Consider the following 13,306-nt stretch of genomic DNA (forward strand, 5'->3'; position numbering starts at 1 on the left):
AACTCCCTGTTCAATAAAGATAATAACTTTAACATTATAGTCCTTTAGTCCTGTGATTGTTATCCTAAATATAAATAATACCATATTGATGAAAAATAGGTTTAGAGTTTTCCAGATATACTAACTAAATGGAAATTGATCCAGAAATTACGTTATAATTGAATTATACTGCATAAATAAGGAAGTGCATAAATTGTCTAATTATACGGTTAATAATAGTACTGTTGAATCGATTATTAGTTGGATTAAGAATAAAATGATAGCCATTCCAGAAATTCAAAGACCCTTTGTTTGGGATGCAACAAAAGTAAGGGATTTAATGGATTCACTTTATAAAAATTATCCTGTAGGATATATCATTACATGGCAAAATCCTGATACAAAACTTAAAGATGGTTCTATCTCAATGGGAAAGAAAATCCTGATAGATGGACAACAACGAATCACAGCTTTAACTGCTGCCATAACAGGCCTGGAAGTTGTAGACTCCAATTATAAAAAGAAGAAAATCCGTATAGCTTTCAATCCTATTGAAGAAAAGTTTGAAGTAAGCAACCCTGCTATTCTTAAAAACGTTAAATGGATCCCAGATATTGCTGACATTTTTTCACCTGAATTCAATTCTTTCAGTTATATAAATGACTACTGTTCGATAAATTCTGAAATGGGACATAATGAAATGAATCGAGTTCTCCAAAAATTGATCCAAATAAAGTACAGTAGTATCGGGATGATTGAACTATCCCATACCCTTGATATTGAAACAGTAACAGAAATATTTATTAGAATAAACTCTGCTGGCGTTGTCCTAAGCCAAGCAGATTTTGCAATGTCCAAGATAACTGTTAATGAATCTTATCAAGGACCTAAAATTAGAAAAACCATAGATTATTTCTGTCACTTGATTAAAAATCCAGCTGATTATTCAAATATAGAAAATAATGATGGAGAATTTGCATCAACACATAATTTTCAAAAAATAAAATGGGTTAAAGATTACCACTCTTCCATTTATGAACCAAGCTATTCTGATTTATTAAGGGTTGCTTTTACATATAAATTTTTAAGAGGAAAAATTTCAAATTTGGTCAGTTTGCTTTCTGGGCGTGATTTTGAAACAAGAGAATATAAGGAAGAAATAATTGAATCCTCATTTCAAAATTTAAATGCTGGCGTTCTTGAGTTTATTAATGAAACAAATTTTAAACGCTTTGTGATGATTGTTAAGTCTGCAGGAATTATTACACCAAAGCTTATACGCTCCAAAAATGCATTAAACTTTGCATATACACTCTTTCTTTTACTAAGAGCAAAAAATATTGATGGAAATGAAATTAATCAAATTGTTCGAAAGTGGCTCGTATTGTCGGTCCTCACAGAAAGGTATTCTGGATCACCTGAAACTATGTTTGAGTTTGATATTCGGAGATTTAATATTACCGATAAACCTTTCAATTATCTGAAGAGTGTAGAGGCTGGCGAGCTTTCCGAAGCTTATTGGAACAATATTTTAGTCACAAACTTAGACACTTCTGTGACAAGTAGTCCTTATTTCAATTTATTTATCATGGCACAAATCTATGATAAAGATAATGCCTTTTTATCGAAATCAATTACTGTTAGCAACTTAATTGAAGAACGTGGAGATGTTCATCATATTTTCCCTAAAAAATATCTTCAGAAGAATGGAATTAATAATCGAGGGAAATATAACCAAATTGCTAACTATGTTTACACCGAACAAATAGTTAACCTCTCAATAAAGGATAAAGCTCCTTCAGATTATATGGGAATAGTAAACAGACAGTGCAATGGCGGAGAAATCAGGATAGGAGAAATTACAAGTGAAGATGAATTAAAATTAAACATGATGATGAACTGTGTTCCTTCAACTTTATTTAATTTAGACCGAACCAACTACGAGGAATTTTTAGTTGAACGGAGAAATCTTATGGCAAATAAGATTCAACGGTTTTATGAGAAGTTATGATTCTTTGTATCCCTTTTATCATGTAGTTAGATAAGAAAAAGAGCTGCTTAAGCTCTCAGATTGTAGACAAAAGGCATCCGAATGTGTCCATTCGGATGCCTTTTTGTTGGACTTTTGCTCGTAAGAGCAAAACTTAGACTTATCTTATTCATATATTTACCCCATTACCGGACTTTTCCATGTCCAGCTGGCCATCTTTTTCAAATTCATGGAAGCAAAAGTAAGCATCGCTTGCATAGACAATTTTTTTAGACCTCTTAAGGTTGTCCATCGCATTCCATGCTTTTCCTTAGCATCCGCAAAGACACGCTCAATCGTTTCTTTACGTCTTGCATATATAGTTTTATTTTCTTCTGTATGACGAAGATGGTCGGCTTCTTCTAAATAGTTTTCCCACACATGTCGTTGAATTAGTTTTTTATGTTCTTTACTCTGTGTACACTGTGATAATAATGGGCAATTTTTACACTCAATGGGGTTAGAGAAGTATTGTCGATAACCTTCCTTTGTCGTTGTTGCATATTTTAATATTTGTCCTTTCGGACAGATATAACAATCATAGTATTCATCATAAACATATTCATGCTTTCTTAAGAAGCCATCCTTCGTACGAGGGCGAGTGTAAGGTAATGCAGGCGTTATATCATTTTCAAATAAGTATTGGGCAATGGCAGGCGTTTTATATCCAGCATCAGCAGCAACAGCCTCAGGTTTCCCGTGTTTTTCAATGACCTTTTCTAGAAGTGGTTCAAAAATAACGCTATCGTGTATATTCCCTGGTGTAACAATCGTACCCAGAACAAAACCATTTCGATCAGCAGCTGTATGGAATGAGTAAGCAAACTGTTTAGTACGCTCGTCCTTTACGTAATAACCACTTTCTGGGTCCGTGGTGCTTTCTTTAATTTCTTTCTTTTCTTCCTTTTCTTCCTTTTCAAATTTATCTGGAGGAAATGGCTTTTTCCCGTGATCTTCGCGGTCACTATTAATCTCCTCTTGTAATCGCGCTTCATATGCTTTGGTTTCTTTTCGAACGACTTTCTTCTCAATTTTACGCTTATTTGCACTTGCTTTAACATGTGTGGAATCAATAAAAACGTGATCACTGCTTATTAATTTTTTATCAGAAGCTTCCTTCAAAATACGATAGAAAATCTGCTCAAACAAATCAGTGTTCTTGAAACGTCTTTCGTAATTTTTACCGAAGGTTGAGAAATGTGGTACTTTATCATAAAATCCAAAGCCTAAAAACCAACGATAAGCAATATTTGTGTCGATTTCCTCTATAGTTTTACGCATAGAGCGAATACCGAAGGTATATTGGATAAACGCCATCTTAATCAATACTACAGGGTCAATACTCGGACGACCTCGATCAGATGAATACATATCTTGTACAAGTGAATAGATAAATGAGAAATCTATGGCAGCTTCTATTTTGCGAACCAAATGGTTCGCAGGTACAAGTTGTTCTAAAGCTATCATTTCTATTTGGTCACGATTCATCTGTGTATTTTTTGAAAGCATAGTATCCACCTCATTAAAATCTTCATATATCAATTATACAAAAAAGACTGCCGGCAGACCCGATTTTTCTCGGATTTGTCGACAGTCTGACCAGTGCCTTATTCTTAGGCACTGGTTTTAAGTTATATTACTCATTGCATTAACTAAAATATTCTCCGAGATTTCCAAGAATTTCTACTTGTATCCATTTAAATAAGCGATACGAACTCATCTTATACATAACTGGTCACAATATTTTTACTCGTTATTTTATGGGAGATTTACTTTGCCCAAATGTTTCCAGCACCCCTACATATTCCTTTTTTTGTGGGTATTTATAGGTTTTTAGTTTGCTTGTTTTCTTCCCTAGATCGACAATGGATTCAGCAAATTTCACAGCTGCTGTTACTCCGTCAATAACGGGTACACCTAATTCTTTTTCAAGGCTGTCAGCAAATTCCGCCATCCCTGCACAGCCAAGTAAAATTGCCTCGGCCTTATCCTCCTCCACCGCTCTTTTTCCTTCCTGTCTTAGCGTTTCAATGCCACCTTCAGGATCTCTTTCAAAATCAAGGACAGCTAAAGGGGTACATCTAATGTTTAGGATCTTTTTGCTCATCCCATAGGAATCAACGAGGTCTTCTAACATCGTTTTAATTCTTGGTAACACAGTGACAACAGAAAATCTCGCTGCAAGCATGGATGCTAAATAAACCGATGATTCTGCAATCCCTAAAACTGGTTTGTCAGTCACTTCTCTTGCAGCCTGTAAACCAGGGTCTCCCCAGCATGCAATAACAAATGCATCTACCCCTTCTTCCTCTCCCTTTTTGACCTCTTCAAGCACACCAGGGATGCTTAAGTACTCATCATAGAAAGATTCAATGGAGGCTGGGCCCATTTTTGGGCTTACAGCAAGGATTTCTGTATCTGGACGTGCAGCAGATAGGGCTGCATGTTCAATTCCTTTTGTCATTTCCCAAGTTGTATTCGGATTGATTACTTTAATTTTCATTTCATGTTTCCTCCCTATCAATTTCTTAAATTTCGTTTTATTCTACTGTTACTCCCTCTTCAACCAATGTTGATACAGACTGGCTTTGAGTTGGCCTCATCAAGAAATAATAGGAAAACCCACCTACGATGATCCCTAAAAACCAGTTATAGGTATAGAGAAACTGTAGTGCAGGAACCACAAGTCCAATCAAGGCAACAATTACCCCTAATGCCATCGCGACATATGCCCGCGGGTTCCAGCCATTTCTAAACATATATTCTCCTTCTTTTACAAAGAAACTGTTTAAATCATATCTTTTGTTTTTTATTAAATAGTAATCTACGATCATAATTCCTGCCACTGGTCCCAAAGCTCCTCCAATAGCTCCCGCAATATTAAAAACTAAGCCCGAATTATTGAACCAAAGCCATGGTGCAAAAAATACGCCAATGACAATTGAAATCATACCTGCTTTAACAAAATTGAGTTTACTAGGAAGTAAATTGATTAAATCGTATGCCGGAGATACAACGTTTGCAACAACATTGACTGAGAGAGTGGCAATTAATAGGGCAAATGCCCCCAAAATGACTACAACCGGTTGATCTTTAAATTGAAGTAGGAGTTGTACCGGATCGGTAATTGGTTTACCAAAAGCAATAACGGTTCCCACGGTAATCATGATGCTCATTAAACCAAAAAACGTCATCATCACTGGTAATCCCACAGCCTGACCGATTGCTTGGTCCTTATGACTTTTGGCAAAACGTGTGAGGTCAGGGATGTTTAAAACTAATGTAGCAAACGCTCCAATCATTCCCGTAACACCTATGAAAAAGCTGTTCCAAAATGTCCCGCCTGATAGTTTTGCCGGTATGGAGAAAATGGGCCCTATACCATGTGCCACCTTGATAGACCAAAACACCAATCCTAAAGCTAACACGATTACTAAAGGACCAGCCCACATTTCAAAATTCCTGACCCGCTCCATTCCATGCGAAATGACCCAGGCGTGCAGCAGCCAGAAAATAGCAAATCCTATCCAATCATTTAGTCCCATTCCCAAAAACGTGTGAGCACCAAGAGCAGTCCAGCTAGGATAAATTACACTAATGATCGCACCAACTGCTTTACTACCCGCATACGTCTGCACCGAAAACCAAAAAATGGCTATAAAAGCACGAAGCAAAACAGGGACATGTGCCCCTTTTGGACCAAACGATGCCCTGATCAATACAGGGAATGGCACACCATATTTGGTTCCAGCAGCACTGTTAAACCAAAGTCCAAGAATTAGGCATACATTGGAAAGGACAACAGCAGCTAGTGCTTGCCAGGTACTCATTCCAATTGCAATCAAGCCTCCTGCAAGCTCATAGGAAACAATATTGTGAATCATCCCCATCCAGACCATCGTATAAGATGGCCAGCCCCAATTCCTCTTTTCCTTGGGTACCGGTGCAAGGTCTTCATTAAATAATGAAGAATCCGGGTTACTAATCGTAATATCTTTAGAATCCAAATAGACCACTTCTCCTTTATTTTAAATTTGGTGTCAATTTTGGTGACAGGCACCATCCGTGGACAATTTGCTTATATTGTCTTTTTGCAGTGGACATAAGGAGATTGTTTTAAGATACTAAATATTCTGTAAAGACAAAACGGGTGAATCCTTTGTCTGGCAGTAAAAGATGACTGCCAGACAAGAATTTTATATATGTTTTAAAAGGGTTTCATAGAGCAGGGTTGTTCCTGCAGCGATGTCATCTAATTCTGCCCATTCTTTCGGGCTATGGCTAATTCCATCTCTGCATCGGACAAACACCATCCCCATTTCTGTTATTTCTCCGAGAAACATGGCATCGTGCCCTGCTCCGCTCACCATCAAAGGAGCATCCAGTCCTAAGTCCTTGCTCGTACCCAGTAATGATTGGATAAGATTGTCTGAACATTTTAGCGGAGCTGCAGCCATATTTTTTTCTATGGCAACTTCCAAACCTCTGGTGTTGCATACTTGCTCAATCTTCGCCTCTATTTGTTGAATAATACGGTTTCGTCGATTTAGGTCAATATCCCGAATATCCAGTGAAAATTCTACCGCTTCAGGAATTATATTGGTTCCTCCTGGAAATGCGGCAATCCTTCCGACCGTCCCGACAGTAGGGGCCTCTGGCCCAACCATGCAAAGTTTTTCTACTTCTTGAATGATTTCCGCGGCACCTACCAATGGATCTCTTCGGAGGTTCATCGGGACGGTTCCGGCATGACCAGGCTCTCCTGTTAATGTGACATTGAACCAGGCGGGACCGGCTATCCCGTTGACAATTCCAACCGGATAATCGTTCTTTTCCAAAAAAGGCCCTTGCTCAATATGCAGTTCAAAATAACACTTGATTTCACCCTTTTTGCGGATGGACTGTTCAATGGAATTGGGATTGATACCAAAGCCAAAGGATTGAAGAGCGTCAAATCTGGTAATGTTCTCATCATCTATGATATTTAAATCCTCTAACGTTATTTTCCCAATCATCCCCCTGCTTCCAAAGAGTCCATCATTAAATCGGGAGCCTTCCTCTTCACAAAACGCTACCACTTCGATCGGATGTTCATGGTTAAGCTTCGATTCGGAAATGGCATGAACCACCTCGATTCCTGCCAAAACCCCGATTACACCATCAAATTTTCCGCCATTTTTTACGGAATCAATATGGGATCCAATCATCACAACCGGTAAGTTAGGGTTTTTCCCTTCTTTTCTACCAATTAAATTCCCAAAGTGGTCATGGGAGACGGTAAGACCGGCCTCCTCCATCCACTTGGAAACGAGAATATGAGCCTCCCGGTCTTCCTTGCTTAAAGCTACACGCTGTACCCCATTGTGTTCGGTTTTTCCAATCTCCCCTAATTCCATTACACGCTGATAAAGTCTTTCACCATTAATCTTGGAAACTGTTTGCATGCTCCCCCTCCTTCCACTCTTTATATATTGGGTTTACAGAATATTTTTTCTAATTTGATCTGTTTTTTCAGAGTCGATGGTCTCCTTATCCGTGATCACGACGCCATATTCCTCTAAAGCTTTATTTCTTGTAATATATCCGTCCAAATAGTCGGACAGGACTTTTTCCGGGTCTCTTTCTAAGGGATTTCCATAGCCTCCGCCACAAGGTCCGACAAATTGGACTTTGCTTCCAGATTTCACTTGTTTGTTCGGAAGCTTGGAAGGAACTTTCACCGGTTGATCTTTTCCGGCCTCTTGGATAGAAAGACTACCAACTGCTCCATTTTCTCCTCCGTCAAATCCCCATGGGGCATATTTATATCCGTCTGCTTCAACGGAAAAACCGCCATCCTCCAAAAATGCCACTTCCCGGATCGAACCGATTCCTCCCCGCCATTTGCCAGGAGCACATTCATAATCTCTCAGTTCATAACGATTGATTCTTAACGGGTAGTGCGATTCAATATCCTCAATCGGGTTATTTCTTGTATTGGCATATAAAGTATCGACGGCATCCATTCCATCTTTTCCAAACCGTCCGCCGTAACTTCCCTCCATGATATCCATATGGACCCAGTAATTCCCCTCTTTATTTTTGCCACTAAAGGCAATGACCTGAAGGTTTCCGACACCGGCGCTCACCTGATGGGGCACAACCTGTGCAAGTGCCTTCATCAATGTGTCCGCAACAATATTTCCGCCATTAAATCGTGCAATCGTTGGTGCCGGGAAAATAGGATTACACAAGGTTCCTTTCGGTGCAATGATTTTTACCGGGCGATTTAAACCGGAGTTTTGCGGGAAATTCCCGTAAATAGTCGAATCCAATAATACTGATCTTAAGGTTAAATACACGGCAATATCAACGGTTCCCACTAACGGCAAATTGATCGGCCTGTCCGGCACTTGCGGAGAAGTTCCTGTTAAATCAACCGTAATATTGCTGCCCTCAACCTTTACGGTTACTTTAATGGTTAAGTCCTTTTTCGTTGGATCATCGCTGTCTAAATAACCGTCCAGATGGCCCTCAGCCGTATATTCTCCATCAGGGAGCTTAAGAATGGCATCGCGCATCATTTTTTCCGAATAGTTCATCAGCTCTTCACTTGCGGCCCCGACAGTTTCAAGTCCATATTTTTCAATGATTTCAATATATCTTTGCGCACCAATTTTTGCTGCCGCAATTTGCGCTTCCATATCCCCGACGACCATTTTCGGAGCACGGATATTATCCCGCAACAGATCCCAGATATATTTGTTTTTTACTCCTTTTTCATATACCTTTATTGCTTTAAATTGCAGTCCTTCCGCATAGGCATCTACCGCATCGACAATTCCGCAGCTGCCCGGTGTAGAAGCCCCGATATCCAAATGATGTGCGGTTGTTACGGAAAAACCAATCAGTTCATTTTTATAAAATACCGGAATACAAAATCCTACATCGGGTCCATGCGAGGCTCCGTGGTAAGGAGAGTTATGCATGATGACATCCCCTGGATGAAAAGTATCATTGCGCTCCTCCATGATTTGGCGGATCCCTGCAACATATCCGGGAATCGGACCGGATTGAAGTGGTGTACTATGGGAGGACTCGCATAACTGCTGCCCTTTAATGTCCACAAGCGCACAACCGAAATCCTCTGATTCTCGAATAATACTGGAATAGGACATTCTCGCCAATTTGTGCCCCATTTCAATCGCTACGTTTTCTAATGCCCCCAGAACAACCTGAACCGTAATGGGGTCAATTTTGTTTACTTTCGTTTTCACTTGTGTCATGGATTATACACCTACCTTAATGATCATATTTCCGTATTCTTCGATAAAAGCCATACAATTTGGAGGGATCACGGTTGTTGTGTCTTTTTGCAATACAATACAAGGTCCATAAAATTCTGTTTCAACAGGAATCTTTTCTCTTTGATAAAACTTTGTTTCTACCTTTTCAAGATTTCCATTGATATTAAAAATGGTTTCTCCTGTTTTCAATAACGCATCTTCCAGGCTGTAGCTGTGATGAATGACCTGCTTTTCAATTTTTGGCATTAGCCCTAAACCGGTAACACGAATATTGACAAATTCAATTGGGCTTTCAGTAAAGCTGTGACCGTATTCAGCGCGATGACTTTCATGGAAATTATTGAATGCTTCAACAATTGTTTCTTCATCGAGTACACCGCTTGGCAAATCAATCCGCAGTTCATATCCCTGGCCAGCATAGCGGCAATCTGCACTTCTTGCCACTTGAATATCCTGTTCAGAAATCCCGTCATCCATTAATTGCTGAATCAGCTTTTCTTCCAAAGCTTTAAAATCTTCATTCAAGCTGAGGAAATCCAGATCCGTACTTAGCATAAATTCCGTTTTAATCACGTCATATTTTAAGTCAGTTGTTAGTAGGCCTGTTGCACAATTAATACCAGGATACAGAGGAATAATCACTTCCGGAATATTTAAGATCTGCGCAACATCTACGGCATGGAGCGGGCCCGCACCACCGAAGGCCACCAGTGAGAATTCCCTTGGGTCTTCCCCTTTTTGAATCGTTTTTTCACGAATCGCATTCGCCATATTGTTATTCATAATTTGCAGGATACCCTCTGCTGTTCTTTCCCTGCTTAGATCTAATTTTTCAGCCAATTCATCAATGACCTTATAGGCGGCATTCGGATAAATTTTCATTTCTCCGCCCAGGAAGTTCTCTTCATCGATTCTTCCGAGAACCACATTGGCATCACTGACCGTCGGTTTCAAACCGCCATGACCGTAGCAAGCAGGTCCCGGGCGTGACCCGGCACTTCTCGGCCCTACTTTGAATGCTCCTCCCTCATCAATGTGCGCAATACTTCCCCCGCCGGCCCCAATGGTATGAATATCAATCATCGGTACCATTACAGGGTATCCGGCAATCCATGTATCGCGGGTGGACGATTCACTATAGCCGCTATCCGTGATAATGCCAATATCGGCACTTGTTCCTCCTACATCAAACGTAATTAACTTTTCACGATTCGTTAATTCTCCGGCCCAAGCTCCGCCAAGAATCCCTGCAGCAGGACCTGACAGCAATGTATTAACTGGTTTTTCAGATACCGTCTGAGGAGTGGCGACTCCTCCATTTGAACACATAATATGTAGTTCCGCTGAAATCCCTGAATCTTTTAAACGCTGCTCGAGATTTTGAATATAGTGCTTTACCTTTGGGCCGACAAACCCATTGAGTGAGGCAGTTGTAAACCGCTCAAATTCACGGAACTGCGGAGAAACATCAGAAGAAATCGTGACAAAAGCCTCTGGGTATTCTTCCGCTATAATTTCTTTTACCCGTTGTTCATGCTGAGGGTTAATATAGGAAAATAAAAAGTTAACGATGATGGAGTCAACGCCGCTTTCCTTTAAGGTAGCTACAGCTCCACGAACTTCGTTTTCCTCCAATGCAGTAATCACCTGAGCCTTTGCCGGACCCATTCTTTCCTTAACAGCCAGACGATTTCTCCGCTGTACCAATGGGCGGTCCTGCCAAGGAATCTCTTGCATGATGGAATAGTTTTGCGGACGTTGATGTCTTCCAATATGGATGATATCCCGATATCCTTCCGTCGTGATCATGCCGGTTTTGGCCCCATCGTTTTCAAGTATGGCATTAGTAGCAATAGTCGTTCCGTGAAAAACATGATCGATTTCATCCAGGGCAATATTTTGACGTTCACAAAGTTCAAGTATTCCTTGAACCACACCAGTAGACGGATCTTCCAACGTTGTCGGGACTTTATGAATCGCTGTGAATCGTCTTTCCGTGTCATTAAAAATTACATCTGTAAATGTTCCTCCGACATCGACTCCAAATAGTTTCATGTAATCTACCTCCAAATAAATTGTTTCAATCATTATTAATGCAAGATTAATGCCAAAATAAAAAAAGCGAAAAATTCGCTTTTTTTCATCAAAACGTTCGGTAAAAATTGCAGAAATGCAACGAGTTAATATTTTATTATTAAAAATATTCAGATAAATTGGCGAAAAATACAACATTGCATCTTTACACATGAAATTGCAATTTTGCAATGTTAATTCCGTACTTTTGCACTTTTCTCGTGATGGTAGAGGCATCGACGCCAAGTTTTTGGCTTGCTTCCTTCATTGTCGCACAGGTTTCTAAAACTTGGATCAGAAGCTGCTTTTCAAATTGTTCTACTTCTTGTTTTAGGTTTAAATGGGGGTGAAAGCGTTTTTTCATTTGCGGCTTTGTGTTTATAAATTTTTCCGGAAGATGATGAATTCCAATTTGTGAAGCAGGGACTGTCAGAATCAGTCTTTCAATGGTGTTTTGCAGTTCCCGCACATTTCCCTTCCACTCATAATCGATAAAAAGCTGAATGACTTCAGGGTCAAATGATTTATATTGTTTATATTTATGACTATATTTTTCAGTAAAATAATTTATTAATGATGGAATATCTTCTTTTCTTTCAGCCAACGACGGGATGGTGATGGGGATTACATATAAGCGATAATATAAATCTTCCCGAAAGCTCCCATCGTTTACCATGTCCTCCAAATTCCGATTTGTCGCAGCAATAAAGCGAACATCGACCTGTACGGGTGTAATGCTTCCAAGAGGGGTAAATTGTTTTTCCTGAAGGAGTTGAAGTAGTTTTGCTTGTAAATTTAATGGTAATTCGCCAATTTCATCCAAAAATAATGTGCCTTTGTTGGCGGCCAGAGCAAGCCCCTTTTTCCCTTCTTTATTCCCGCCTGTAAACGTCCCTTTTGAATATCCGAATAGTTCTGATTCCATAATACTTTCCGGAATGGCGCCACAATTAACCTTAATAAATGGTTCATCTTTTCGATTACTCAATTTATGAATCGTCCTGGCAAGTACTTCTTTCCCCACACCTGTTTCACCATGCAGGAAAATGGTAGCATCGACATCCGCCACTCTGCTTGCCAAATGATATACCTCTTCCATCGCTTTTGAACGATATACCATTTCCTGATCGTTTTTCTGAAGAATTCTAATTTCTTTTTGATAGAAATCTAGTAACCCCTTCGTATCTTCCAATTTTTTTTGCAGAATTGAGATTTCCGTTACATCTTTCGAAATATTAATGACTTTATATAATGACCCATCATCATGAAAAATCGGATGGCCGTCGACCATCAATCGACGTCCCGACTTGGTTATTTGATTCATCGTCACTTTTTGCTTTTTCTCCAGTACATCCTTGGTGGAAGAAGAACTAACGACCCCGCTTTTTTCCATCTCGGATACGGACTTCCCGATAAATTCATGCTCCTTTACACCCATAATTCGCTCACAGGCATTATTTACTCTTAAAATAATCCCATTTGCATCCGTTATGGTCACCAATTCTCCACTTAAATTCATGACGGCTTCCAGTTCTTGTTTTAACTCGATTACTCTTGGCGAAGTGTTTAAAAAGTTTTGGATGACGCCTTCAGGAATAAATATGATTGCACCAAGTTTTCCTGGTTGGAGAGCCATATGAATGACATACATTTCCTCCTCCAATTTATATTGGGCAAGTTCAAATTTCCCTTCCTTAATCACTTTAATGATGGAGCTTCCTGGTAATACTTCTTGAATAGGCTTTCGATTCGATTGACTAAGGCTTAGTAGATTTTCGCCGATTTGGTTCACAGTAACAATTTCACCTTTAAAATTTACAATTAACAAACCAAAAGGGAGATTCTTCCCTATCTCTTGAAAATCCAACAAAACAGCCCCTCCTTTTCGACTTCTAATGAAAATTTGGATTAAAACCAAGCTTAACTAGTTTGATTGTTT

General features: G+C 39.5%; 8 protein-coding genes. 1 reads left to right on the forward strand and 7 read right to left on the reverse strand.

What is annotated here, in order from left to right; genetic code table 11:
• Nucleotides 1-193: 193 nt before the first annotated feature.
• Nucleotides 194-1,990, forward strand: a complete 1,797-nt coding sequence (locus ACZ5XR_RS14255; RefSeq protein WP_464496934.1) for a GmrSD restriction endonuclease domain-containing protein — start codon at nt 194-196, stop codon at nt 1,988-1,990.
• A gap of 156 nt (nt 1,991-2,146) precedes the next feature.
• Here ACZ5XR_RS14255 and ACZ5XR_RS14260 read toward each other — a convergent pair whose 3' ends face one another.
• The 7 genes from ACZ5XR_RS14260 to ACZ5XR_RS14290 form a co-directional block, all read right to left on the reverse strand.
• Nucleotides 2,147-3,517: an IS1182 family transposase gene (locus ACZ5XR_RS14260; protein ID WP_464496878.1), complete on the reverse strand. Its 1,371-nt coding sequence runs from the start codon at nt 3,515-3,517 to the stop codon at nt 2,147-2,149.
• 244 nt (nt 3,518-3,761) lie between these two features.
• A complete protein-coding gene (locus ACZ5XR_RS14265; RefSeq protein ID WP_464496936.1) occupies nt 3,762-4,511 on the reverse strand; it encodes an aspartate/glutamate racemase family protein in 750 nt (249 codons plus the stop codon).
• Between the two features lie 37 nt (nt 4,512-4,548).
• Nucleotides 4,549-6,015, reverse strand: a complete 1,467-nt coding sequence (locus ACZ5XR_RS14270; RefSeq protein ID WP_464496937.1) for an NCS1 family nucleobase:cation symporter-1 — start codon at nt 6,013-6,015, stop codon at nt 4,549-4,551.
• A 189-nt stretch (nt 6,016-6,204) separates the two neighbouring features.
• The gene (locus tag ACZ5XR_RS14275) at nt 6,205-7,452 is read right to left on the reverse strand and encodes a hydantoinase/carbamoylase family amidase (RefSeq protein ID WP_464496938.1); all 1,248 of its coding nucleotides are present in this window, start codon (nt 7,450-7,452) and stop codon (nt 6,205-6,207) included.
• 33 nt (nt 7,453-7,485) lie between these two features.
• On the reverse strand, nt 7,486-9,273 hold the full coding sequence (locus ACZ5XR_RS14280) for a hydantoinase B/oxoprolinase family protein (RefSeq protein ID WP_464496939.1): 1,788 nt from the start codon (nt 9,271-9,273) through the stop codon (nt 7,486-7,488).
• A gap of 3 nt (nt 9,274-9,276) precedes the next feature.
• The gene (locus ACZ5XR_RS14285; RefSeq protein ID WP_464496941.1) at nt 9,277-11,349 is read right to left on the reverse strand and encodes a hydantoinase/oxoprolinase family protein; all 2,073 of its coding nucleotides are present in this window, start codon (nt 11,347-11,349) and stop codon (nt 9,277-9,279) included.
• A 184-nt stretch (nt 11,350-11,533) separates the two neighbouring features.
• Nucleotides 11,534-13,237 (reverse strand): sigma-54 interaction domain-containing protein, encoded by a 1,704-nt coding sequence (locus ACZ5XR_RS14290; RefSeq protein WP_464496942.1) that lies wholly within the window; start codon nt 13,235-13,237, stop codon nt 11,534-11,536.
• Nucleotides 13,238-13,306: the final 69 nt, after the last annotated feature.

The organism is Neobacillus sp. Fa239 (assembly GCF_055395235.1).

Excerpts from the sequence above, each read along its gene's own strand:
- ACZ5XR_RS14265 (WP_464496936.1), bottom strand. The coding sequence starts at position 4,511 with ATGAAAATTAAAGTAATCAATCCGAATACAACTTGGGAAATGACAAAA.
- ACZ5XR_RS14285 (WP_464496941.1), bottom strand. The coding sequence starts at position 11,349 with ATGAAACTATTTGGAGTCGATGTCGGAGGAACATTTACAGATGTAATT.
- ACZ5XR_RS14260 (WP_464496878.1), bottom strand. The coding sequence starts at position 3,517 with ATGCTTTCAAAAAATACACAGATGAATCGTGACCAAATAGAAATGATA.
- ACZ5XR_RS14280 (WP_464496939.1), bottom strand. The coding sequence starts at position 9,273 with ATGACACAAGTGAAAACGAAAGTAAACAAAATTGACCCCATTACGGTT.
- ACZ5XR_RS14275 (WP_464496938.1), bottom strand. The coding sequence starts at position 7,452 with ATGCAAACAGTTTCCAAGATTAATGGTGAAAGACTTTATCAGCGTGTA.